Raw genomic sequence first — 24,409 nt, 5'->3', positions numbered from 1 at the left:
TGGTAATAAAATGCATGAAAAAGAAAAATTTTTTCAAAGTGCATAGAACTTACCATTAGAAAAATACTATGTACAATAGCTGGTGATGATTATGTTACAAAAAGAGGATTTATCAAATCAATTAGATGAAAGTGAGGCAACATTTGATGAAAGCAACTGGTATCGTTCGCCGAATTGATGATTTAGGAAGAGTCGTCATCCCGAAGGAAATTCGAAGGACCCTTCGTATTCGTGAAGGGGATCCATTGGAAATCTTTGTCGACAGAGATGGTGAAGTAATCTTAAAGAAATACTCTCCCATTAGTGAACTAGGCGATTTTGCAAGGGAGTATGCAGAAGCCCTTTATGATAGCCTTGGAAACCCAGTTATGATATGTGATCGGGATACTTACATTGCAGTCGCAGGCGGCTCCAAAAAAGAATACTTAAATAAAAGTGTTAGTGAACTAGTCGAAAAGATCATGGAAGAAAGAAATCCAGTCTTGGAATCGCCGAACGGGCAAATTTCCTTCGTCGATTCAAATGATGAAGAGGTCCAATCGTATACAGCAGCTCCAATCATTGCGAGCGGCGACCCGATCGGTGCAGTCCTGATTTTTTCAAAAGAAGGCACAATCGGTGAAGTGGAACAGAAATCTGTCGAAACAGCAGCAAGTTTCCTAGCCAGACAAATGGAACAGTAAGCTTGGACATGCCATCATATTTTTAAGATGCAATAAAGGGCAGCTATCGCTGTCCTTTTTGCTTTTCATGAAGGCGGAATGTAATCTAGGAGAAGGGCCACGGGGAATGGAAAAACGTTTACAGGATCGGTCCGAATGAAAAATAACCTCTAAAATTATGCTATAATAACTACCACATATGAGTGAAAAGGGGAAAGAGAATGGCTGAAAAGCCTTATAAAACTTCAAATGAGCTTTTTCGGGGTGCGTTGATTCTTAGCGCAGCGGCAATCATCGTAAAAGTTTTGAGCGCGGCCTACCGCATACCGTATCAAAATATTGCCGGTGACATCGGGTTTTATATCTATCAACAGGTATATCCCTTCTACGGCGTTGCTTTAACGTTATCGACACTTGGATTCCCTGTCGTCATATCCAAACTGATTGCAGAACGGGAGTCTTCGAGAAATAATTTTGCAGTCAAGGACATACTGGTGTCTTCCTTCCTTGTCCTTAGCTCGATAGGAATCGTGATGTTTGCTGCCTTGTTCCTCGGCGCCGATTGGGTTGCCGGCTTGATGGAAGACCCGAAATTAAGCAGCCTGCTGAAAATAATAGCCTTTTCCTTTTTACTAATGCCGGTATCGTCCGTTTTGAGGGGCTATTTCCAAGGGATGAACGACATGTTTCCCACGGCAAGTTCGCAAGTGGCTGAACAATTTATCCGGGTGTTGACGATATTGGTGCTTTCCACATTATTCGTGCACCAGGGCTACTCACATTATGTGGTCGGCAAGGGGGCTGTCTTCGGGTCTATCGCCGGCGGCATAACGGGGCTTGCCTTGCTCCTGGTTTTTGTGATCCTGAAAGAAGAATGGCAGATTTTTTTACGAATGGATCTTAAACCGGCAAATTTCATCAAGATATCCAAAGCCTTGGTCTTTCAAGGGCTGGCGTTCTGTATAACGGGGCTGATCCTTATCTTGTTTCAGTTTGTCGACTCGCTGCACCTCTATTCCTTATTAAGGGAAACGGGAATGGGGGAAAATGAAGCCAAAGGCTGGAAAGGGGTTTATGACCGTGGGCAGCCCTTGCTTCAGCTAGGGACGGTTGCGGCCAATTCTTTTGCATTGGCGCTTGTACCTGTCATATCCGGATTTGTCCAAAAGCGTGATGAACAAGAATTATTCAATAAAATCAAATTGGCGCTGCGGGTAAGTGCTTCGCTTGGACTAGCGGCAGCGGTCGGCCTGGCAGTCATGATGAGTCCGGTCAATCATATGCTGTTCACGGATGACAAAGGGACGGTTACATTAGCCATTTTTTCAATATCGATATTATTCTCCTCCCTCATCATGACCGCTGCAGCTGTGATCCAAAGCCTCGGTTATACGGTCGTGCCGGTCGTCATTACGATTATAGGGGTGTGCTGCAAGTGGGCGTTGAACCTTGTTTTAGTGCCCCATTACCAAATTGCCGGGGCGGCCTCGGCCACGGTACTGGCCTTTATGATCATGTCTGCATTATTTTATGCGGTATTGAGGGTGCATATCAAAAAGCCATTAATGGAGAAGAGATACATATTCATCATCGTAAAGAGTGCGGTCTTCATGAGTGCGGTGGTTCTGTTATATAATGCCTCGTTTCACTTGATGTCCTCAGGAGAGGGCCGGTTGCTTGCCACGATCCAGTCGCTGATCGGAGTGGCGATCGGGGCAGCCGTCTTTGTTGGGACCGCCATACGTGCAGGTTTGTTTGAGGAAGAAGAACTTTCGCTTATACCTTTAGTATCGAAGCTAAAACGATTCATAAAAACGAGTAGGGGGTAAATATCCATGAATGAGATAACGATAATCGGCCTTGGTGCAGGGGACTTGGACCAGCTTCCGCTAGGGATTTATAAAAAATTGACACAAGTCCAACAATGCTTCTTAAGGACGATCGATCATCCTGTAATCGAGGAATTGAAAGCGGAGGGCATCCGTTTCACGGCTTTTGATTGGATATATGAAAAGCACGACCAATTTGAAGCGGTATATGAAGAAATTGCCGAAACATTATTACAAGCGGCTTTGAACCAGTCCGTTTTATATGCGGTTCCGGGTCATCCGATGGTTGCGGAAAAAACGGTCCAGCTTTTGCTTGAAAAAGGGCCTGCGCTTGGAGTGGACATAAAGCTGGAAGGTGGACAAAGCTTCCTTGATCCCTTGTTCCAAGCTGTTCGCATCGATCCGATCGAGGGGTTCCAGCTATTGGATGGGACGGATCTTTCGGCCAATGACCTGCATATCACCCAGCATATGATAATCGGCCAGGTGTATGATGCATTCAGCGCTTCGAATGTGAAGCTTACTTTAATGGAGAAGCTCCCGGATGACTATGAGGTCTTCATCGTAACAGCGGCAGGCAGCAGCAAGGAAAAAGTGACAAAATGCGCTCTGTTCGAGCTTGATCGTCAGTTGGAATTAAGTAACTTGACGAGTGTATATGTCCCTCCTGTCAGAGAAGAAGCGCTGCAATACCGCGAGTTTTTCAAGCTGCGGCAAATCATTGCCCAGCTTAGGGGACCTGACGGTTGTCCTTGGGATAAGAAACAAACGCATGAAAGCTTGAAGAAATACCTGATAGAAGAGGCATACGAGCTTATTGATTCCATTGATGAAGAAGATGATGAGGGCATGGTCGGCGAGCTTGGGGATGTCTTGCTTCAAGTGATGCTCCATTCGCAAATCGGTGAAGATGAGGGCATGTTCACGATAGATGATGTGATCGAGGGCATTACGGCCAAAATGATTCGACGCCATCCCCACGTATTCGGCGATGTTGAAGTGAATGACGAGGAAGACGTAATGGTGAACTGGCAGAAAATCAAAGCGGAGGAGAAGGGCAGCGAAATAACGCTCCAGCCTTCCATATTGGATGGAATCGAGAAATCCTTGCCCAACTTACTTCGCGCCGAAGAATATCAGAAAAGAGCTGCAAAGGTTGGCTTTGATTGGGACGAGGTTTCCGAAGCATGGAAAAAGGTTATAGAGGAAGTGCATGAATTAGAAGAAGAAATGGTATCTCCGGATTGTGATGTGGAAAGAATTCAATCGGAGCTGGGCGACCTCTTTTTTGCGCTTGTCAACATTTCACGTTATTATGACATACAAGCGGAGGAAGCCGTCTACCAAGCGAACCGGAAATTTCATCAGCGTTTTACATATATAGAACAATGCATCCTAAAGACAGGCAAAAAGTTTGAGCATCATTCTTTGGAAGAGCTGGATTCATACTGGGATGAGGCAAAGGCTAAAGGACTTTAATCAAGGGGGAGAATAAGAATGTCGATGAGATTGGATAAATTCCTGAAAGTATCAAGGTTGATCAAGCGCCGCACACTTGCGAAGGAAGTTGCGGACAAAGGGCGGATCACGATTAACGGGCAACAGGCAAAAGCGAGCTCGAATGTGAAGGATGGCGACGAATTGACTGTACGTTTCGGTCAAAAGCTGGTGACGGTACGAGTCGATAAAATCCAGGAAACGACGAAAAAAGATGCGGCAGCAGAAATGTATACGATCGTTAAGGAAGAAAAGCTGGCAGAGGAGTAAGGACAAGCTTGGTTCTATTTCCCTTCTTACGGACATACACTTGTACAAAATCAGTGGTACTGTGAGGGATGAAAAAATGAGCCAATTTATTGAACCGAATGCTGGTTATACAAAGGGAACGATCCAAGAGCATGATGTAACGATGAAAGGCCGCCGTTTACTGGAAATTACCGGTGTCAAGCAAGTGGAAAGCTTTGATAATGAAGAGTTCCTGCTCGAAACGTCAATGGGATTCCTATCGATACGGGGGCAAAACCTGCAAATGAAGAATTTGGACGTTGATAAAGGCATCGTATCCATTAAAGGGAAGATTTTCGACCTTGTTTATCTGGATGAGCAATCAGGGGAGAAGGCTAAAGGCTTCTTTGGCAAATTGTTCAAATGACCTTAACGATCCAATTTTATACGTTGCTAGCGATGATTGGCATGGGCAGTGGTTTTGGAGCTGCCCTGGATACGTATAGCCGGTTTCTAAAGCGTTCCGAGAGGAAAAGGTGGATTGTGTTCATCCACGATTTCCTTTTCTGGATCATTCAAGGTCTGCTTATCTTTTATGTTTTATTTTTAGTGAACGAGGGAGAGTTTCGCTTCTATTTATTTTTGGCCTTATTTTGCGGTTTCGCTGCATATCAAGCATTGTTCAAAGGGTTCTATCAGCGGTTGTTGGAGTTATTGATACATCTGGTGATAAAGTTGGCAAGATTTATCACCAATTCTGTTCACATGCTGATATTTCTTCCGATAAAATGGGTAATAGTATCCATAATAGCCATCGTGATGGGGCTAGGCAAATTCGCCTTCGCATTATTGAAATGGGCAGGGAAAATCGTTCTCTTTATTTTAAATGTATTCTGGAAGCCAATAAAATGGATGTTGACCTATATGTGGAATTTATTGCCGGTTTTTGTTACGAAAAACGTCGGGAAGTTTTATAATAAAGGAAAAGGGATTTTATTGAAAATAAAGAATTCTATAAGTAGAACGCTCAATGGATGGAGAAATAAAAAGAAATGATGAGAGGAGTGATAAAATATGAGTAGCCTTCGTAAAAGGAAAGTGGCAAAAATAGAAAATGCCTACGTCGCCCAACAAGAGAAAAAAGTACAAACAGTAGAAAAAAAGAGGCGCGGTCTAATGCGTAGACTAACTCTTTATTCAGTTTTTGCGGCTCTCTTTTTAATTTTGGCTGTTACCACCCTCGTTACGCAAAATGCTGCACTTGATGAGAAAGTTCAACAGAAGAAGGAAATGCAAGTTAAGCTGGCTAAATTGGAAAAAGACGAAACCCTTCTTAAGGAAGAAATCGTCAAACTTAATGATGACGATTATATTGCGAAAATAGCCAGACGGGATTATTTCCTATCGGACAATGGCGAGATCCTTTTTACGCTTCCAAAAGGTAAGGAAGATAGTGACTAATATTGACACTGTTTTTTTACTTTCGTTATAATATAGTATGAAGAGATTTTTTAACATTTCTAAGGAGGAACATTTTTTTTATGTCAATCGAAGTAGGCAGCAAGTTACAAGGTAAAGTAACAGGCATTACTAATTTTGGTGCATTTGTAGAGCTCCCTCAAGGTTCCACTGGTCTTGTCCATATCAGTGAAGTGGCTGATAATTATGTCAAGGATATCAATGACCATTTAAAAGTGGGCGATACAGTTGAGGTGAAAGTCATCAATGTGGAAAAAGATGGCAAGATTGGCTTGTCCATAAAAAAAGCGATAGACCGTCCTGAAGGAGAGCAAAAACCTGCATACACACCACGTCCGCGCCAAGGAAGAGGGAATGACAGCCGTTCCAAAGACTTCCGCTCAAAAGGTAACAGTTTTCAGCCAAAGGAAAACTTTGAGCAAAAAATGGCAAAATTCTTAAAAGATAGCGAAGACCGCTTAACGACCCTCAAACGTAGCACCGAAACCAAACGGGGAGGTCGAGGAGGAAGACGCGGATAAAACTGCTGCTGAAATAATAGATTAGCAACTTTTCCTGTGAATACTTTCATAGTGTAGATAAAGGCAGGCAGCTTGCTTGTCTTCTTTTAATTGTATCTAAGTTTCCATGAATCACGCCAAAAAAAGCGCTCCTGTACACTAGTGTGCAGAAGCGCTTTTTCTTGTTTTTTGGGATGACCCGTACGGGATTCGAACCCGTGTTACCGCCGTGAAAGGGCGGTGTCTTAACCGCTTGACCAACGGGCCAGGAAAAAAAGTAAGGATAGCGGCAGAGGGGATCGAACCCCCGACCTCACGGGTATGAACCGTACGCTCTAGCCAGCTGAGCTACGCCGCCATAATGGTAAGTGCTACTGAAGCACAAGTTATATCTTACATTCGTGAGCAAAGAATGTCAACAAAAAAAATAAAGATTATCTATTTCCATTTTCCTGATGATTTATTCATGTTATTTTCCGCAAAAATAACCTAAAAACTTTGCTTTTCTTCAAAAAAAAAGGAACGCCCGTTTCTGTATTGGGAAAAACCGGACAAAAACCTGTATACAAATGATTGTTCAAGAAGAATTTCGTCGAACGTTTTTCCAATACGCTTTTAAAATTCTGACAAAAAAATGACAATCGCCTCTTTATAATAAAAATCACTAATACGAATGGGGTGTTGAAATGGAAAAAGTAGAAAGACCAATGTTGGAACCTCTTGGAGATGTTCAATTAAAAGAAGCGAAGGCAGGGGCCATCAATTGGATCCAGCAGCTGCAAATGAAATCGGAGGATATATTCATAAAGAAAGGCATTTCTTTAGCCATTATCGGTTTTTTATTAGGACGAGCATTAATCCTCTCGCAACTGGCACCATTTGGACTTCCGTTTTTCGCAGCCGTATTCCTTATGAGACGTGACAGGGCTCCGCTGGCATTATTCGGATTGATTGCAGGGGGGCTCACCGTTCACTATTCCAATAGTTTAATCATATTCGCGTCGGCGTTCCTGCTCCTGCTTTTTCATAAGATCAAGAAGCCCGCCGTCGAAGGACAATTCAAGACGATGTCGATGTACGTATTCGCTTCAATGTTCCTGGTCAACCTGGCCGAGCAATATCTGGTGTTCCGAACGATTCAGCTGTACGACCTTATGATGATAGGGGTGGAGGCGGGACTTGCCATGATATTGACCTTGATCTTCATCCAGTCGATTCCGCTGCTGACGATCCGGACAAGATCCCAATCATTGAAGACGGAGGAAATCGTCAGTATCATCATCTTGCTTGCGTCGGTGATGACCGGAACGATTGGCTGGATGATATATGATCTATCACTCGACCATATATTCTCGCGATACTTGGTACTTCTCTTCGGGCTGGCAGGAGGGGCCGCCATAGGCTCCACTGTAGGTGTAGTAACCGGACTGATATTTTCCCTTGCAAGTATTTCCAGCCTTTATCAAATGAGCCTGCTTGCTTTTTCCGGCCTGCTTGGGGGGCTGTTGAAGGAGGGACGGAAAATAGGGGTCGCTAGCGGCCTCTTGATCGCCACACTACTGATAGGTCTATATGGCGAGGGCACCAATAATATAATGGTCACACTTTATGAATCACTTGTTGCCGTTGCGTTATTTATATTGACGCCATCATCGATCATCAACAAAATAGCGAAGCATATACCGGGAACTGTTGAGAATTCCGATGAACAACAGCAGTATGCCCGCAAGGTGAGGGATGTTACCGCTCAAAGGGTTGAGCAGTTCTCACATGTATTCGAGGCGCTCTCGAATAGCTTCTCCCAAGTGGATGAAAGGGGGAGATTGGAGGAAGATGAGAAGGAATTCGATTATTTTTTAAGTAATGTGACGGAAAAGACATGCCAGCTCTGTTTTAAAAAGGAACAATGCTGGGCCAAAAACTTTAATACAACCTATGACGGCATGCAGGAAATCATGCTTCAATTAAGTGAAAATAATGGACAAATCCCGCAAAAAACTGCGAAGGAATGGGGGAAATACTGTACTCGCGGGCCTCAGGTCATCGGGGCTATAGCCCAGGAGCTCACCTACTTCGAGGCAAACCAAAAACTGAAAAGGCAGGTGAAGGAAAGCAGGAAACTAGTGGCGGACCAGCTGCGCGGCGTTTCTGCAGTGATGGATGATTTCGCAAAAGAAATTCAAAGGGAAAGGAAAAACCACCATTTACATGAGGAATCCATTATGGAGGCCATTCAGGATTTTGGCCTGCATATCGGTTATGTTGAAATATACAGCCTGGAGCAAGGCAACGTGGATATAGAGATGAGTGTCCCATACTGCCAGGGCAGGGGCGAATGTGAAAAACTGATCGCGCCGATGCTTTCGGACATATTGGGAGAAACGATCGTCGTTCATTCAGAAGAATGTGCAACATATCCAAACGGGCAATGTGAGGTGATATTTAGGTCAGCAAAAAAATTCACGGTCGAAACGGGTGTGGCTCACGCTGCCAAGGGGGGAGGGCTTGTATCAGGAGATAGTTATACGACGATGGAAATCGGCTGCGGTAAATTTGCGATAGCCATCAGTGATGGCATGGGAAATGGGGAAAGGGCCCATTTTGAAAGCACGGAAACATTGAAGCTGCTGCAAAAATTCTTACAATCGGGAATAGAAGAAAAAATAGCCATTAAATCCGTAAACTCCGTTTTATCACTACGCACTACCGATGAAATATTTTCAACTCTTGATTTAGCAATGATTGATCTTCAGGACGCAAAGGCTAAGTTTTTGAAAATCTGTTCGATACCGAGCTTCATAAAAAGGGGGGATAGAATCATAAAAATTGAATCGAGTAACCTTCCGATGGGAATCATCCAGGATTTTGATGTTGATGTTGTATCGGAAGAATTGAAGGCGGGAGACATATTGATCATGATGAGCGATGGGGTGTTCGATGGACCGTCACATGTGGAAAATATCGAGTTCTGGCTCAAACGAAAAATCAAGGAAATGGAGACGGACGATCCACAGGAAATTTCCGATTTAATATTGGAAGAAGTCATCCGGACGAAAGGGATCATAGATGATGATATGACAGTGGTAACTTCAAAAATAAAACATAATACGCCGAAATGGGCTTCCATTCCCGTTTCCTCGAAAAACAAAAAGGCCCAGTAGGACATTTATATAAAAAATATACGAATTCATGAATGAGGTGATGGAATGGTGGACGGGTAAAAGGTAAAAAGGTTGAACGCCAAAGGAAATTCCCGAGACTCTTGTTAATGTGACTTGATTGCGTATGCCGCTTGCGTATAAATTCCCTTTTTTTAGTCAATTATGGTAACAGATTGAAAAGAAGGGAGAGCAAAACATGAAAGCAGGAACATTAAGACAGATTTTGCTTATTACCGACGGATGTTCGAATCATGGTGAGGAGCCATCTGCCATGGCTGAACTAGCAAGGGAGCAAGGCATAACCATCAATGTCATAGGCGTCATGGAAAATGATGTGATAGATGAAAAGGGACTGAAGGAAATCGAGAAGATTGCCGGCTCGGGAGGCGGTGTAAGCCAAATCGTCTATGCCCAGCAGCTGTCCCAAACCGTGCAAATGGTCACCCAAAAGGCAATGACTCAAACCATACAGGGAGTAATCAATCGTGAACTTCAACAAATACTGGGAGATTCAAGCACGATGGAGGATCTCCCCCCGGAAAAACGAGGCGAAGTGATGGAGGTGGTCGACGAGCTTGGGGAAACAAGCAAGCTTGAAGTGTTGATCCTTGTAGATACCAGCGCAAGCATGAAACATAAGCTTCCTACCGTAAAAGATTCTTTATTGGACCTTTCCCTCAGTATGAACGCAAGAATGGGTGACAGCCGTTTTTCCGTATTCGTATTTCCTGGGAAAAGAAAGGATGTAGAAAAGTTGCTGGATTGGACCCCCAACCTTGAAGCCCTGACGGCAACCTTTCCTAAGCTCAGTACGGGCGGACTCACTCCGACAGGTCCGGCCATTCGCGAAGCGTTGACCTATTTCAATAAAAAACGTTCATTGAGGGGATTGTTATCACATGATGATGAACAATACTTTGAGGAATCAATGTAAACTCCTGCCTGGAAGTTCCGTCATTGGGAAATGGAATAAAAACCAGTACAAAATCTTGAAGGAATTGGGGTGTGGCGCCAACGGCATCGTCTATTTGGTGGAAAACGGAAATCGTCATTATGCTCTAAAGCTCAGTGATAATGGGACGTCCATTATATCGGAGATGAATATCCTAAAATCCTTTTCAAAGGTCCAGGGGTCTACCCTTGGACCTTCCTTTTTGGAAGCGGACGATTTCATCAAATCAGGAAAGCAGCTCCCCTTTTATGTCATGGAATATATCCATGGACACGATTTTTTGCGTTTTATCGAAAAAAAGGGAGCATCGTGGATCGGTGTCTTGATGCTTCAGCTGTTAACGAGTTTATCGGCCCTGCATGCAAATGGATGGGTGTTCGGTGATTTAAAGCCCGAGAATTTGATCGTGACTTCTCCCGCCTATAAGGTGCGCTGCGTCGATGTAGGGGGAACGACCCTGATCGGCCGTTCAGTCAAGGAATTCACGGAGTTCTTTGATAGAGGTTACTGGGGGCTTGGTTCGAGGAAGGCCGATCCGCAATATGACTTGTTCGCTGTGGCGATGATCATCATCAATTCAGCCTACCCGGGACGTTTCCATAAGAAAGGGGAGGGGTATAGTCAGCTAAACGACTTGATTAAGCAGAAAAAGGAACTGCTCCCCTATAGAAAAATGCTGGATAAAGCGCTGCACGGGAAGTACGATTCAGCGCTTCAAATGAGGGAGGATTTAGTTGCTGTGTTGAGTAAGCAAAGCCACCAGAAGAAAACGGGGACCGTCCAGGCGGCGGCAAGCAAGCCTGCGACAAGGCAGGCAAGAAGGTCCCAAAACCATTCCAACAAGAAGCGGGGAGGACTGTTTGAGACTTTTTTACTTGTTGCGATCATATCGATGCTCTATGTTCTTTACATATATGAACAGTTGTTATGATATAGTTAATTAATGAATATCATGAAATAGTTGGTACCATTTCATGTTTTGAACCGTATTAACTATTACCTGTCCATAAAGAAGGAAGATTGTATGTTAAAGGAAAAAATTCTCGACACTATCTATAGAAATGAATTGATCCAGGAAAAGACGAAATTGGTCATAGGTGTTTCCGGGGGACCGGACTCGATGGTGCTTCTCCATATCCTGAAGGAAATCCAACCGCTTTTTCAATACGGGATGATCGTTGCAAGTGTTGACCATATGTTCCGTGGAGAAGAATCATATGAGGATTATCGGTATGTCGAGCGAATATGCGCACGATGGGGCATCGCCTTTGAAGGGAAAAGGATCGATGTTCCTGCCGGGATGAAGCATACAGGGGAAAGCTCCCAAATAACGTCAAGGAAGTTACGCTTTGCTTTCTATGAAGAAGTGATGGATAAGCACCAGGCCGATACACTCGTGCTGGGGCATCATGGAGACGATCAAATCGAAACGATGCTCATGCGTTTAACAAGGGGGGCGACGGGGCAGGCGCGGGCAGGCATCCCTATGAAGCGGCGCTTTCACTCCGGCCAGCTGATCAGGCCTTTACTTGAAATCACGAAGTCGCAAATCATGGAGTATGCCGATCTTCATGGGATTGAACCGAGGTTCGACCCGAGCAATGATCAAGATACCTATGTAAGGAACCGCTTTAGGCACGAAGTCCTTCCGTTTTTAAAGCAGGAAAATGGAAAAGTTCATGAGCACTTCCAGCGTTTCAGTGAAGAGCTTTATGAAGATGAGGCATTTTTGCAGAACCTCGTTTCAGGTAAAATGTCCGAGGTTTGGATCAAGCAGGATGAAAATCAAGCGGTTATTAAGATTGATGAGGTCCTCGCGATGCCTAAACCTTTACAAAGAAGAGCGATTCAACTAATATTAAACTATCTTTATTTGGAGAGACCTTCATCGCTTTCAGCATTACATATTGATCAACTTTTAGTTTTGTTTTTTAATCCTCAACCATCTGCAGAATTGCATCTTCCGGAGGGCTTGATTGCGGAAAAATCATATCAAACTTGCACCTTTCGATTTTTTCGCCCAAAAAGCCAAGGATATTCCCTTATATTACAAATTCCCGGTGAGACTATTCTTCCGAATGGATATAAGATTAAAGCGCACTATATAAAAGAAGAAATTCCGACAGTCAGTGGAAACCATTCTTTTATACTTCCCGAATCCGCTGTTCGGCTTCCGCTTACCGTCCGAACAAGGAAGGAAGGCGAACGGATGGCAGTCAAGGGATTGGGCGGCACTAAAAAGTTGAAGGATATTTTCATTAATGAAAAAATCCCGATGCAGGAAAGAAATGTGTGGCCGGTCATCATCGATCAAGCGGGGAAGGCCATCTGGCTGCCCGGTTTAAAGAAATCGGATGTTGAGCCGGAAATGTTTTCTGATGAAACATCTTTAATCTACTTAGAATATAAAAAAGCTTAATTCTTCATGGGGGGCAATCAATTACAATGACCATGCAAAACGACATTGAAAAAGTGTTAATCACAGAGGAAGAACTTCAAACGAAAATCAAGGAACTGGGTGCACAGCTAGAAGCTGATTACCAAGGCAAGTTCCCGTTGGCCATCGGGGTGTTGAAAGGCGCGATGCCATTTATGTCTGACTTGCTGAAGCGTGTTGATACACATCTTGAAATGGATTTCATGGATGTTTCAAGCTATGGTAACTCAACTGTATCTTCCGGTGAAGTGAAAATCATCAAGGATCTAGATACATCAGTGGAAGGCCGTGACATCTTAATCATCGAAGATATTATCGACAGCGGTTTAACACTTAGCTATCTTGCGGAACTGTTCCGCTATAGAAAAGCAAAATCGATTAAAATCGTCACCTTATTGGATAAACCGACAGGCCGGAAAGCGGATATCACTCCCGATTATGCCGGATTTATCGTTCCTGATGCATTCGTTGTCGGATACGGTCTGGATTTTGCCGAAAAATATCGCAATCTCCCGTATATTGGCATATTGAAGCCTGAAATTTACTCGAATTGATTGTACCTGTTTGAAAGAAAAGACCAGATTAAAACAGCGGTGTTAAATTATTGTAATTCTTTAATTTTGTATGATAGTATTTACTATAGTTTGTTTACCCGTGGGAGGAGGTAAGGGATGAATCGGATCTTCCGTAATACGATATTTTATTTACTGATCTTTTTGGTCATCATTGGGATTGTAAGCATCTTTAATAATAACAATGAACCAAACGTAAAAATGACCCAAGATGAATTCTATAAGCATTTGGAGAGTGGGGACGTTACATCACTTACGATGCAGCCCGAAAGCAGTGTCTTTGAAATCACTGGTAAGCTCAAAGGTTATGATGATAACAAGAACTTCGTGACTTACGTGCCATTCAGTGAATATTCGCAAAGCCGGATCAATGACGCTGCAAACAAGCTGGATAAAGACATCATCACTGTCGAGCCTCCAGAAAAGACAAGTGGCTGGGTGACATTTTTCACTTCCATCATTCCATTTGTAATCATTTTTATCCTCTTCTTCTTTTTACTTAACCAAGCTCAAGGCGGCGGTGGCGGCCGTGTCATGAATTTCGGGAAAAGTAAGGCGAAATTGTATAATGATGATAAGAAAAAGGTACGCTTCAATGATGTTGCCGGAGCGGACGAAGAAAAGCAGGAACTTGTCGAGGTCGTCGAATTCTTGAAAGACCCTCGCAAATTCGCCGAGCTAGGAGCCCGCATTCCTAAAGGGGTACTATTAGTGGGGCCTCCTGGTACAGGTAAAACATTACTTGCACGGGCAGTGGCCGGTGAAGCAGGAACTCCTTTCTTCTCGATCAGCGGTTCAGATTTCGTTGAGATGTTCGTGGGTGTCGGTGCATCCCGTGTTCGTGATTTATTCGAGAATGCTAAGAAAAATGCACCATGTATCATCTTCATCGATGAAATTGATGCAGTCGGACGTCAGCGTGGCGCAGGCCTTGGTGGCGGACATGATGAACGTGAACAAACGCTGAACCAATTGCTCGTTGAAATGGATGGATTCGGCGGCAATGAGGGCATCATCATCATAGCTGCGACTAACCGTGCTGATGTATTGGATCCGGCATTATTGCGTCCAGGTCGTTTTGACCGTCAAATTACGGTTGGCCGCCCGGATGTCAAAGGCCGTGAAGAAGTGCTGAAGGTGCATGCTCGCAATAAACCTTTGGCGGAAACCGTCGATTTGAAGGCGATTGCCCAGCGTACACCAGGATTTTCTGGTGCCGATCTTGAAAACTTGCTTAATGAAGCGGCACTTGTGGCTGCCCGTCAAGATAAGAAGAAGATTGACATGTCGGATCTGGATGAAGCTTCGGATCGCGTCATTGCCGGACCTGCCAAGAAAAACCGTGTCATTTCCAAGAAGGAACGGAATATTGTAGCATGGCATGAAGCGGGCCATACCATCATCGGTCTGGTTCTGGATGATGCCGAAGTCGTTCATAAGGTTACGATTGTCCCTCGTGGTCAAGCTGGCGGTTATGCAGTGATGCTTCCAAAAGAAGATCGTTTCTTCATGACGGAGCCGGAATTGAAAGATAAAATCGTCGGACTGTTGGGTGGACGTGTATCCGAGGAAGTAACATTCGGAGAAGTGAGTACTGGGGCGCATAATGACTTCCAACGTGCAACGGGCATAGCTCGCAGCATGGTCATGGAATATGGCATGAGCAAACTTGGACCGCTTCAGTTCGGTAACTCCCAAGGTCAGGTTTTCCTAGGCCGCGATTTCAATAATGATCAAAATTATTCAGATGCCATAGCCTATGAAATCGATCTTGAAATTCAACGCATCATCAGGGAAGCGTACGAAAGATGTAAGAAAATCCTTACTGAAAATCGTGAAAAACTTGATTTGGTTGCTAAAACCTTGCTTGAAGTGGAAACACTCGATGCAGAACAAATCAGAAGTTTATTCCACAATGGAAAATTGCCAGACCGGGATTATACCGCTCTGAATGGCAATTTGACCACTGATGAGAATGTCAAGGTGAACATCAATACGAAAAAGGAAGAAAAAGAGGCCCTTTTGGATCCATTGGATAAAAGGGGACCTGAGGACCTTGAAATAACGGAGGAAGGGCTTAATACACCTCCGATTAATGAAGGGGCCCCTCAAGATAAGCCGCTTTCCTTCCCTAACGAAGATGACAATAAAAAGTCTTAATTCGACTAACAGAAAAGGGTATTTCCGCCTCGGAAATACCCTTTTCTTAACCATTAAAACGTAAAGGAACGGGCCTGGAGTTTTATTGGCTTTCGAAAAGTGAGACTAATAGCGTATGAAAAACCAGTGTGGTATGATGTTGGAGAATAATTTACCGGAGTGATGAAACGATGATTTTTGTATTGGATGTTGGAAATACGAATATAGTATTGGGCGTATACGATGAAGATATTTTAAAATATCATTGGCGAATCGAGACTAGCCGCCATAAGACGGAAGATGAATATGGAATGGTCATAAAGTCTTTGCTGCAACATGAAGGCCTTTCGTTTGACCAATTTGACGGAATCATAATCTCTTCGGTAGTTCCGCCAATCATGTTTGCGCTGGAACGCATGTGCAAGAAGTACTTTGGCATAAAACCGCTAATAGTGGGACCGGGAATCAAAACTGGATTGAATATTAAATATGAAAATCCCCGTGAAGTGGGTGCAGACCGGATCGTGAATGCCGTTGCAGGCATACAGGAGTACGGAAGTCCGCTCATCATCGTGGATTTTGGCACGGCAACGACATATTGCTATATAAATGAGGATAAACAATACATGGGCGGAGCCATCGCCCCTGGCATTAACATATCTACAGAGGCGCTTTATTCAAAAGCTGCCAAGCTTCCGAGGATAGAAATCAGCCGGCCAGACGGCATCATTGGGAAGAATACCGTATCGGCCATGCAGGCTGGGATATTATATGGATATGTTGGACAGGTCGAAGGAATCGTCAACCGAATAAAGGAGCAAAGTAATCTTGAACCGACAGTAATCGCTACGGGCGGATTGGCGACCTTGATTGCCAATGAGTCTACCGTGATTGATGTCGTTGAACCATTTTTGACCTTGAAGGGGTTACAGCTCATCTATAAACGCAATCGTGAGCAAGTGAAGAAATAAAGAATATGTGTGCACAACATGGAAGGAGCACTATAAATGAAGGATTATCTAGTGAAAGCGTTAGGCTATGAAGGTCAAGTTCGTGCATATGCTGTTTCAACAACGGATACTGTAGGAGAGGCACAAAGACGCCATTATACATGGCCTACTGCCTCGGCAGCCCTCGGACGTGCAATGACGGCCGGCGTGATGATGGGCGGCATGTTGAAAGGTGAAGAAAAACTGACGATTAAAATTGAGGGCGGAGGTCCGATCGGGTCGATCCTGGTCGATAGCAATGCAAAGGGAGAAGTTCGCGGATATGTAACGCACCCCCAAACTCATTTTGATTTGAACGAACACGGAAAGCTTGATGTCAGGAAAGCGGTGGGTACGGAAGGGCTGATGACCGTCGTGAAGGATATTGGCCTGCGTGATCACTTTTCAGGACAAGTTCCGCTTGTTTCAGGGGAATTAGGCGAGGATTTCACTTACTATTTTGCCACGTCCGAACAAGTGCCTTCTTCAGTGGGTGTTGGTGTTTTGGTGAATCCGGATAATTCGATCCTAGCTGCGGGTGGATTCATCATTCAATTGCTGCCTGGAACATCCGATGAAACGATCTCCAAAATCGAGAGTCGCCTGAGCACAATCGACCCTGTCTCGAAAATGATTCAAAGAGGCTTGACGCCGGAAGAAATCCTAACGGAAATTTTGGGTGAAGGCAATGTGAACATTTTAGAAAAAATGGATGTCGAATTCTCCTGCCAATGCTCAAGGGAGAGAATTGCCAATGCATTGATCAGCCTTGGGAAAGATGAAATTCGGGATATTATCGAGACAGAAGGAAAAGCGGAGGCGCAATGCCATTTTTGCAATGAAACCTACCAATTCTCGAAAGAAGATCTTGAAGAACTGGAAGCAGAAACAGAAAAATAATTGACGGAGGAAAAGGTCTTGCCTAAACAAAAGCTTCGGGCGATCATTGCCGGCCTTGCCGTGCTGAACCTTTTGACTATCATTATCTTTGTCATAAAACCATTAATCACTTCTAAATCCGTAATAGGAGAGGAGACAGCCGCCAGGGTTGGATCCAAGGATATTTCCCGGGAAGCATGGATTAATGAGCTCGAAAAGAGATATGGAGAAGACGTACTTGAGGAAATGGTGGATAAAGAGGTCGTGAAACAGGCAGCAGAAAAATACAAAGTGAAAATTTCGAATAAAGAGGTTGACCGGGAACTTAAAATGATGAAGACGATGTATGGAGCTGCAGGTCAGACTCTTAATAAAAGCACCGATCAATTGAGCAAGGAAGTTCAGTCGAGCCTCCTGCTTGAAAAGCTGCTCACCAAGGACGTCTCTGTCTCCGGGGCCGTCATGGAGAAGTATTATGATGATAATAAGGACATCTATCGGATTCCCACCACGTATCATATATCCCACATTACCACGTCTACGAAAAAGCAAGCTGAAAAAATCAGGCGTGAATTGGCTAAAGGTGTCTCCTTTGAGGTTTTGGCGATGGAAAAATCCCTGGATGAATTCACGGCCAATCAGGGGGGCGACATGGGGTATATATCACAGGATAACGAGCAGGTCCCTAAGGAATACATTGAAGTGGCAGAAAAATTACAAGTCAATAAGTGGAGTGAGGCGGTCAAGACGGAAGATGGCTGGGCCGTTCTCTATCTGCACGAAAAAATTAAAGGCAAGCAGTATGAATACGATGAAGTTAAAGATAAGATACATCGCCAAATAGCTCTTGAACAGATTCAGGCACCGGTATCCGGAAAGATTTTCTGGGATGAATTTGATGTGGAATGGTTTTATGGATTGAAGGAACAAAAGTAGTTCATTGGATGTGTAAGAAAATTTAGAATATAATAGATAATCATTGACAACGAACTAATGAAACTGGTAACTTTAAAATAATAAAACCTACAAAAATACTCGGTATTGAAATGATGAGGAGTGGAGAAAATGGCACGTATAGCTAATTCTGTAATCGATTTGATTGGGCAAACACCTATCGTGAAGCTGAACAAGCTTCAACCTGAAAACAGTGCAGATATCTATTTGAAACTTGAGTACTTTAACCCAGGCAGCAGTGTAAAAGATCGCATCGCCCTTGCGATGATCGAGGCCGCAGAAAAAAATGGCACCCTTAAGCCAGGTGACACGATCATTGAACCTACTAGCGGAAACACGGGTATCGGACTTGCGATGGTAGCGGCAGCGAAGGGCTATAAATCAATCCTCGTCATGCCGGAAACGATGAGTCTGGAACGCCGCAATTTACTTCGTGCTTATGGAGCGGAGTTAGTCCTTACGCCTGGACCTGAAGGAATGAAGGGTGCCATCGCTAAGGCTACTGAGCTGTCTAAGGAAAAAGGGTACTTCATTCCCCAGCAATTCGAGAATGTCGCCAATCCTGAAGTTCATCGCAACACTACAGGTCCTGAAATCGTCGAAGCCTTTGGTGATGAAGGCCTGGATGCTTTCGTAGCCGGTATCGGTACGGGGGGGACGATCACTGGTGCGGGTGAGGTTCTGCGTGAGAAATATCCTGACATCAAAATTTATGCTGTCGAGCCAGCGGATTCCCCTGTATTATCCGGAGGGAACCCTGGACCGCATAAAATCCAAGGGATAGGTGCGGGCTTCGTACCTAGTATCCTCAATACGGACTTATATGACGAAATCATTCAAGTCAATACCGAGGAATCATTCGATTATGCCCGCCGTGCAGCTAAAGAGGAGGGAATCCTTGGAGGGATTTCTTCCGGAGGCGCCATTGCGGCAGCCATTAAAGTTGCTGAAAAACTGGGAAAAGGCAAAAAGGTCCTGGCCATCATCCCGAGTAATGGCGAACGGTACTTAAGTACACCGCTATATAACTTCGAGTAATACTTTCGTTTAATGAGAAGCAAAGTCCCCGGTGGGCTTTGCTCTTCTTTTTGTAGAAAAAAGGTCCGGGCCATTGCTAATCTTCGCCGTTGGCTTGCACTATGCGTGTGTAAATGGGTAAACTCTTAATATAGATTTATATAGGCGGAGGAGAACGTTAGATGTCATTAGCTGGAGCGACAAAACTTACATGCGGCTCATTTGAATTGGATTACAGCAAGAAAACCTTAATTATGGGGATTTTGAATGTTACGCCTGACTCTTTCTCGGATGGCGGGAAATATAATCGGGTAGATGCTGCTTTGAAGCATGCGGAACGGATGGTGAACGACGGTGCGGATATTCTCGACATAGGCGGTGAGTCAACCCGTCCTAATTATGAGAGGATATCGGATGATCAGGAGATAGAAAGGGTCGCTCCGATCATCGATGCAATTTCCCGGAACATAGAAATTCCGATATCGATTGATACCTATAAATCAAAGGTGGCCAAGGAAGCTGTTAAGGCAGGGGCCCATATAGTAAACGACATTTGGGGAGGCAAAGCCGATTCCTTGATGGCAAAAGTTGCAGCGGAATTTGGTGTGCCGATTATATTGATGCATAATAGGGATAATATGGATTATGGTCATTTCGTTCGCGATGTCTTTGAGGACTTATTCGAAAGCGTCATGATCGTAAAGCAGGCTGGCGTCAAGGAAGAAAACATCATCCTCGATCCTGGTATAGGCTTTGCAAAAGACTTGAAGTTTAATTTGGAAATGATGCGGAATCTTGATAAGCTTGTAGCAATAGGCTACCCAGTACTGCTTGCAACATCGAGAAAGTCCATGATCGGGCATGTTCTTGATTTGCCTCCAGGTGAGCGAATGGAAGGAACCGCCGCTACAATCTGCCATGGAATTCAGCAGGGCTGCCAAATGGTTCGGGTGCATGATGTAAAGGAAATGGCGCGAACTGCAAAAATGATGGATGCGCTTTTAGGAAAAGGTGAATGAAATGGATAAAATATTTGTGAATAAAATGGAGTTTTATGGGTATCATGGAGTATTCCCAGAAGAAACGAAGCTTGGTCAGCGGTTTAAAGTCGACCTTACTGTCGAAACCGATTTAGCCAAGGCGGGGAAGAGTGACGATCTAAAGGACTCGATTAACTACGGCGAATTATATCAATTGTGTAAAGGTGTTGTAGAAGGGAAACCTTTTAAGTTAGTGGAGGCAGTTGCTGAAAAGATCGCTTCCGACCTTCTTCGCGGATATCCTTCAATTGATAGCTGCACGGTCAAGGTATATAAACCAGATCCTCCTATAGCGGGGCATTATGACTCGGTAGCTATAGAGATTGTAAGAGGACGCTGATTATGGTGAATATTGCTTACCTCTCAATTGGATCGAACTTGGGCGACCGACTCGATATTTTCCGCAAGGCCTTCCAATTATTGACTGAAAACCCGCATATCATGTTGGTTGCAACTTCTTCTTTTTATGAAACGGATCCGGTAGGATATGCCGATCAGGACTGTTTTTTAAATGCTGTGCTAAAGGTGGAAACCGACTTGCATCCCGAGGAATTGCTTCACGTTTGTATGCAAATCGAGCAAACGTTAGGAAGAAAAAGGGAAATAAGGTGGGGTCCCCGTACTTTGGACCTTGACATCTTGTTATATAATCATGAAAATATTGAGACAGAGATTCTTTCGGTCCCGCACCCTCGTATGCACGAGAGGGCGTTTGTCATCGTGCCTTTAATGGAAGTGGACCCTGATATAAGGCTTCCGCACATGCATGCACCTTTGAGCGACCTGCTTGAACAGATTCCGGATAAAGAAGGAGTTCGATTATGGAAGGTGAAAAATGGGGAAGGCGCATTCGCGCTTTTCGAAAGTTAAAGGGTTATACACAGGAAGGCTTTGCGAAAGAAGTAGGAGTTTCCGTTTCCTTGCTTGGTGAAGTTGAAAGAGGGAACCGCAACCCTTCAGAAGCATTTTTAATGGAAGTGGCGGATATCCTTCATGTGTCCATTGAGGAGCTTCAACCACCTGAGGATAAATGAACGGTTGTTATAGGAGGTCACACGTGTTAAAAATAGGCGATATAGAAATGAAGAATCCGGTAGTGCTGGCACCGATGGCAGGAGTCTGCAACTCGGCATTCCGCTTGACTGTCAAGGAGTTTGGCGCTGGTCTGGTTTGTGCGGAGATGGTCAGTGACAAAGGCATCGTCCTTCAAAATGCCAAAACGATGAATATGCTTTATATAGATGAAAGGGAGAAGCCGTTAAGCTTGCAAATCTTTGGCGGTGAAAAGAAATCCTTGGTCGAAGCTGCTCAATTTGTAGATAAGAATACAAATGCCGACATCATTGATATCAATATGGGCTGCCCGGTCCCGAAAATCACGAAATGTGATGCAGGGGCGAAGTGGCTTCTCGATCCGAATAAAATTTATGAGATGGTTTCCGCCGTGGTTGATGCTGTCGACAAGCCGGTAACCGTGAAAATGCGCATTGGCTGGGATGAAGAGCATGTATTTGCGATTGAAAATGCCCAGGCGGTTGAACGGGCGGGTGGTAAAGCCGTTTCCATGCATGGGAGAACCCGGGTTCAAATGTATGAAGGTAAAGCTAACTGGGACATCATTCGTGAAGTGAAGAAATCCATCAATATTCCCCTTATCGGGAATGGAGATGTGGAAACGCCACAGGATGCTGAACGCATGTTGAAGGAAACCGGAGTCGACGGGGTCATGATCGGCCGTGCAGCTCTAGGCAACCCATGGATGATATACCGGACCGTGAAGTATTTGGAATCGGGTCAATTGATGGAAGAACCTACAGTTCGAGAAAAGATGGATGTATGTGTCCTTCACATGGATCGTCTGATTGCATTGAAAAATGAGTACGTCGCCGTTCGTGAAATGCGCAAGCATGCTTCTTGGTACCTGAAAGGTGTGAAAGGGAATGGCAAGGCGCGTAAAGGGATCAACGATTGTGAAACGAGAGAAGATGTCGTGAGACTCCTTTATGGGATGGTCGATGAAATCGAAGCGAAGGAAATGAACATCCAAATGGTCTGATGTTGACTTCGCCTTCCTGTTTTCCTATAATACGCATATCTTAAACTGCCAGTAAATCTGGCAGTTTTTATATATACATAAAGAAGTTTTTAAGATAAAAAGCTGTTGAATTCCTGTACTTTATGTAAGAATAAATACGTATGCAAAATAAATATTGATTAATTATATAAAGCTTTTATTAATAAAGATGGAGATGATTTTCGTGAGTCATGAAGAATTGAATGATCAATTGCAAGTAAGGCGCGATAAAATGCAGGCAATGATTGATAACGGACAGGATCCTTTCGGGAGCAGATTCGAGCGCACTCATAGCGCCCAGGATTTAGTTCGTGCTTATGGAGAAATGGAAAAAGAAGATCTTGAGCAAAAAGAAATCGAGGTTACCATCGCTGGCCGCGTCATGACCAAGCGTGGCAAAGGGAAAGCGGGATTTGCCCATATCCAGGATATTAGCGGCCAAATCCAAATCTACGTTCGTTTAGACAATATAGGTGAAGAATCTTACCAGATTTTTAATCAAACGGACCTTGGCGATATCGTAGGGGTCACTGGCGTGATTTTCAAGACGAAGGTTGGGGAGCTTTCCATTAAAGCGAATGACTATGTATTTCTTTCTAAAGCGCTTCGTCCGCTACCTGATAAATTCCATGGTCTTAAGGATGTGGAAGAACGCTATCGGAAACGTTATGTGGACCTGATCACGAATGAGGAAAGTAAGAACACTTTGATCATGCGCAGCCGTATTGTGCAAGCAATGAGACGATATTTGGATGATCAAGGGTACCTGGAAGTGGAAACGCCGCTATTGCACTCCGTTGCTGGCGGAGCTGCCGCACGTCCTTTCCTTACTCACCATAACGCTTTGGATATGCCTTTGAATTTAAGGATAGCCATCGAGCTTCATCTGAAGCGACTGATCGTCGGCGGATTAGAAAAGGTTTATGAGATTGGCCGGGTTTTCCGTAATGAAGGAGTATCAACAAGACATAATCCGGAATTCACTTTGATTGAGTTATACGAGGCCTATGCCGATTATAAGGATATCATGAGTTTAACGGAAAACTTGATTGCGCATATAGCTCAAGAGGTTTTGGGGACGACTACCATTCAATATGGGGAATATGAGATCGAGTTAAAGCCGGAGTGGAAACGACTTCACATGGTCGATGCTGTAAAGGAATATACGGGTGTGGACTTCTGGGCTCACATGAGTAAAGAAGAAGCGCAACGGCTTGCCAAAGAGAACGGGATCGAAATTAAGGACTCCATGGAGTTTGGTCATATCGTGAATGAGTTCTTCGAGCAGAAAGTGGAAGATAAGTTGATTCAGCCTACTTTCATTTACGGACATCCGGTGGAAATTTCGCCATTGGCAAAGAAAAATCCGGAAGATGCCCGTTTCACCGATCGGTTTGAGCTATTCATAGTGGGCAGGGAGCATGCGAATGCCTTCACGGAACTTAATGACCCTATTGATCAACGTCAACGTTTTGAATCTCAATTGAAAGAACGCGAGCAAGGCAATGACGAAGCTCATGAAATGGACGAGGATTTCTTGGAAGCATTAGAATATGGAATGCCGCCAACTGGCGGATTAGGAATTGGTGTTGACCGTCTGGTTATGTTATTGACCAATTCACCTTCCATACGTGATGTTCTATTATTCCCATTAATGAGACACCGCTAATAAGCAAGAAGAAGCGATGATTACAGGACCGGATTCGGAATGCTGGAATCGATTGGGTGCAGCCCGTGGATTTCGGCAAATGAGTTCGGTTTTTGTTTTTTAATTATAGTTTCGTATCATTTAATTGATTTGATATCCAGGGTGAAAAGAAAAACATTATTATTTCGAAAAAACTTAATAAAAGGTATTGCGCAGTTAACGTAATGGTGTTATATTTATATCTGTCCTTACGAACGAGTTACAAACGAATGACAAACTTTAAAAAAGTTTTAAAAAGTTGTTGACTTGTAGTAATGAAAAATGGTATTATAAATAAGCTGTTTCGAAAGAT

General features: G+C 44.0%; 24 protein-coding genes and 2 tRNA genes. 24 read left to right on the top strand and 2 right to left on the bottom strand.

Annotated features, from left to right (window positions below; genetic code table 11):
• The first annotated feature begins 146 nt into the window (after window positions 1-146).
• The 8 genes from spoVT to AS888_RS20860 all read left to right on the top strand — a co-directional run bounded on the left by spoVT (window position 147) and on the right by AS888_RS20860 (window position 6,216).
• The gene (gene spoVT, locus AS888_RS20895) at window positions 147-683 is read left to right on the top strand and encodes a stage V sporulation protein T (protein ID WP_061144055.1); all 537 of its coding nucleotides are present in this window, start codon (window positions 147-149) and stop codon (window positions 681-683) included.
• Window positions 684-883: 200 nt separating this feature from the next.
• A complete protein-coding gene (locus AS888_RS20890) occupies window positions 884-2,491 on the top strand; it encodes a putative polysaccharide biosynthesis protein (protein ID WP_061144020.1) in 1,608 nt (535 codons plus the stop codon).
• 6 nt (window positions 2,492-2,497) lie between these two features.
• Complete coding sequence (yabN, locus tag AS888_RS20885) at window positions 2,498-3,970, top strand: bifunctional methyltransferase/pyrophosphohydrolase YabN (RefSeq protein ID WP_061144019.1); 1,473 nt, start codon at window positions 2,498-2,500, stop codon at window positions 3,968-3,970.
• 24 nt (window positions 3,971-3,994) lie between these two features.
• On the top strand, window positions 3,995-4,258 hold the full coding sequence (locus tag AS888_RS20880; protein WP_061144054.1) for an RNA-binding S4 domain-containing protein: 264 nt from the start codon (window positions 3,995-3,997) through the stop codon (window positions 4,256-4,258).
• A gap of 76 nt (window positions 4,259-4,334) precedes the next feature.
• Complete coding sequence (gene yabP, locus AS888_RS20875) at window positions 4,335-4,643, top strand: sporulation protein YabP (RefSeq protein ID WP_061144018.1); 309 nt, start codon at window positions 4,335-4,337, stop codon at window positions 4,641-4,643.
• Complete coding sequence (gene yabQ / locus AS888_RS20870) at window positions 4,640-5,272, top strand: spore cortex biosynthesis protein YabQ (RefSeq protein ID WP_061144017.1); 633 nt, start codon at window positions 4,640-4,642, stop codon at window positions 5,270-5,272. Before yabP ends, yabQ begins: the two co-directional genes overlap by 4 nt.
• 18 nt (window positions 5,273-5,290) lie before the next feature.
• A complete protein-coding gene (locus AS888_RS20865) occupies window positions 5,291-5,677 on the top strand; it encodes an FtsB family cell division protein (protein WP_061144016.1) in 387 nt (128 codons plus the stop codon).
• Between the two features lie 80 nt (window positions 5,678-5,757).
• A complete protein-coding gene (locus AS888_RS20860) occupies window positions 5,758-6,216 on the top strand; it encodes a S1 domain-containing RNA-binding protein (protein WP_061144015.1) in 459 nt (152 codons plus the stop codon).
• A gap of 174 nt (window positions 6,217-6,390) precedes the next feature.
• On the opposite strand, the gene AS888_RS20855 is transcribed toward AS888_RS20860, so the two are convergent.
• Window positions 6,391-6,462, bottom strand: a tRNA-Glu gene (locus AS888_RS20855).
• A 17-nt stretch (window positions 6,463-6,479) separates the two neighbouring features.
• Window positions 6,480-6,553: transfer RNA gene (locus AS888_RS20850), tRNA-Met, on the bottom strand.
• Between the two features lie 328 nt (window positions 6,554-6,881).
• Between AS888_RS20850 and spoIIE the strand changes: the two genes are divergently transcribed.
• From spoIIE to lysS, 16 genes are all read left to right on the top strand, one after another.
• The gene (gene spoIIE / locus AS888_RS20845; RefSeq protein WP_061144014.1) at window positions 6,882-9,356 is read left to right on the top strand and encodes a stage II sporulation protein E; all 2,475 of its coding nucleotides are present in this window, start codon (window positions 6,882-6,884) and stop codon (window positions 9,354-9,356) included.
• Between the two features lie 196 nt (window positions 9,357-9,552).
• Window positions 9,553-10,290 carry a VWA domain-containing protein gene (locus tag AS888_RS20840; protein ID WP_061144013.1) on the top strand — a complete coding sequence of 246 codons (738 nt, stop codon included), beginning with the start codon at window positions 9,553-9,555 and terminating at the stop codon, window positions 10,288-10,290.
• On the top strand, window positions 10,262-11,239 hold the full coding sequence (locus AS888_RS20835) for a protein kinase domain-containing protein (RefSeq protein WP_311316497.1): 978 nt from the start codon (window positions 10,262-10,264) through the stop codon (window positions 11,237-11,239). Before AS888_RS20840 ends, AS888_RS20835 begins: the two co-directional genes overlap by 29 nt.
• Before the next feature lie 93 nt (window positions 11,240-11,332).
• The gene (gene tilS / locus AS888_RS20830; protein ID WP_061144012.1) at window positions 11,333-12,727 is read left to right on the top strand and encodes a tRNA lysidine(34) synthetase TilS; all 1,395 of its coding nucleotides are present in this window, start codon (window positions 11,333-11,335) and stop codon (window positions 12,725-12,727) included.
• 32 nt (window positions 12,728-12,759) lie between these two features.
• A complete protein-coding gene (hpt, locus tag AS888_RS20825) occupies window positions 12,760-13,299 on the top strand; it encodes a hypoxanthine phosphoribosyltransferase (protein ID WP_061144052.1) in 540 nt (179 codons plus the stop codon).
• 117 nt (window positions 13,300-13,416) lie between these two features.
• A complete protein-coding gene (gene ftsH, locus AS888_RS20820) occupies window positions 13,417-15,477 on the top strand; it encodes an ATP-dependent zinc metalloprotease FtsH (RefSeq protein WP_081092548.1) in 2,061 nt (686 codons plus the stop codon).
• A 170-nt stretch (window positions 15,478-15,647) separates the two neighbouring features.
• The gene (locus AS888_RS20815; RefSeq protein WP_061144011.1) at window positions 15,648-16,427 is read left to right on the top strand and encodes a type III pantothenate kinase; all 780 of its coding nucleotides are present in this window, start codon (window positions 15,648-15,650) and stop codon (window positions 16,425-16,427) included.
• Between the two features lie 36 nt (window positions 16,428-16,463).
• Window positions 16,464-17,345 (top strand): Hsp33 family molecular chaperone HslO, encoded by an 882-nt coding sequence (gene hslO / locus AS888_RS20810; protein WP_061144010.1) that lies wholly within the window; start codon window positions 16,464-16,466, stop codon window positions 17,343-17,345.
• Window positions 17,346-17,363: 18 nt separating this feature from the next.
• Window positions 17,364-18,260: a peptidyl-prolyl cis-trans isomerase gene (locus AS888_RS20805; protein ID WP_081092551.1), complete on the top strand. Its 897-nt coding sequence runs from the start codon at window positions 17,364-17,366 to the stop codon at window positions 18,258-18,260.
• 129 nt (window positions 18,261-18,389) lie between these two features.
• A complete protein-coding gene (cysK, locus tag AS888_RS20800; protein WP_061144008.1) occupies window positions 18,390-19,316 on the top strand; it encodes a cysteine synthase A in 927 nt (308 codons plus the stop codon).
• A gap of 161 nt (window positions 19,317-19,477) precedes the next feature.
• A complete protein-coding gene (gene folP / locus AS888_RS20795) occupies window positions 19,478-20,314 on the top strand; it encodes a dihydropteroate synthase (protein WP_061144007.1) in 837 nt (278 codons plus the stop codon).
• A gap of 1 nt (window position 20,315) precedes the next feature.
• Complete coding sequence (gene folB, locus AS888_RS20790; protein WP_061144006.1) at window positions 20,316-20,675, top strand: dihydroneopterin aldolase; 360 nt, start codon at window positions 20,316-20,318, stop codon at window positions 20,673-20,675.
• A gap of 2 nt (window positions 20,676-20,677) precedes the next feature.
• The gene (gene folK, locus AS888_RS20785; RefSeq protein WP_061144005.1) at window positions 20,678-21,205 is read left to right on the top strand and encodes a 2-amino-4-hydroxy-6-hydroxymethyldihydropteridine diphosphokinase; all 528 of its coding nucleotides are present in this window, start codon (window positions 20,678-20,680) and stop codon (window positions 21,203-21,205) included.
• The gene (locus AS888_RS20780) at window positions 21,157-21,369 is read left to right on the top strand and encodes a helix-turn-helix domain-containing protein (RefSeq protein WP_061144004.1); all 213 of its coding nucleotides are present in this window, start codon (window positions 21,157-21,159) and stop codon (window positions 21,367-21,369) included. The genes folK and AS888_RS20780 overlap by 49 nt, the downstream gene beginning before the upstream one ends.
• A gap of 23 nt (window positions 21,370-21,392) precedes the next feature.
• Window positions 21,393-22,391: a tRNA dihydrouridine synthase DusB gene (gene dusB / locus AS888_RS20775; protein WP_061144003.1), complete on the top strand. Its 999-nt coding sequence runs from the start codon at window positions 21,393-21,395 to the stop codon at window positions 22,389-22,391.
• 202 nt (window positions 22,392-22,593) lie between these two features.
• Window positions 22,594-24,078 (top strand): lysine--tRNA ligase, encoded by a 1,485-nt coding sequence (gene lysS / locus AS888_RS20770; RefSeq protein WP_061144002.1) that lies wholly within the window; start codon window positions 22,594-22,596, stop codon window positions 24,076-24,078.
• Window positions 24,079-24,409: the final 331 nt, after the last annotated feature.

The sequence above is a fragment of the Peribacillus simplex genome, from assembly GCF_001542915.1.
Classification (GTDB): Bacteria; Bacillota; Bacilli; order Bacillales; family DSM-1321; genus Peribacillus; species Peribacillus simplex_B.
This window is presented reverse-complemented; position numbering and strand designations above follow the sequence as displayed.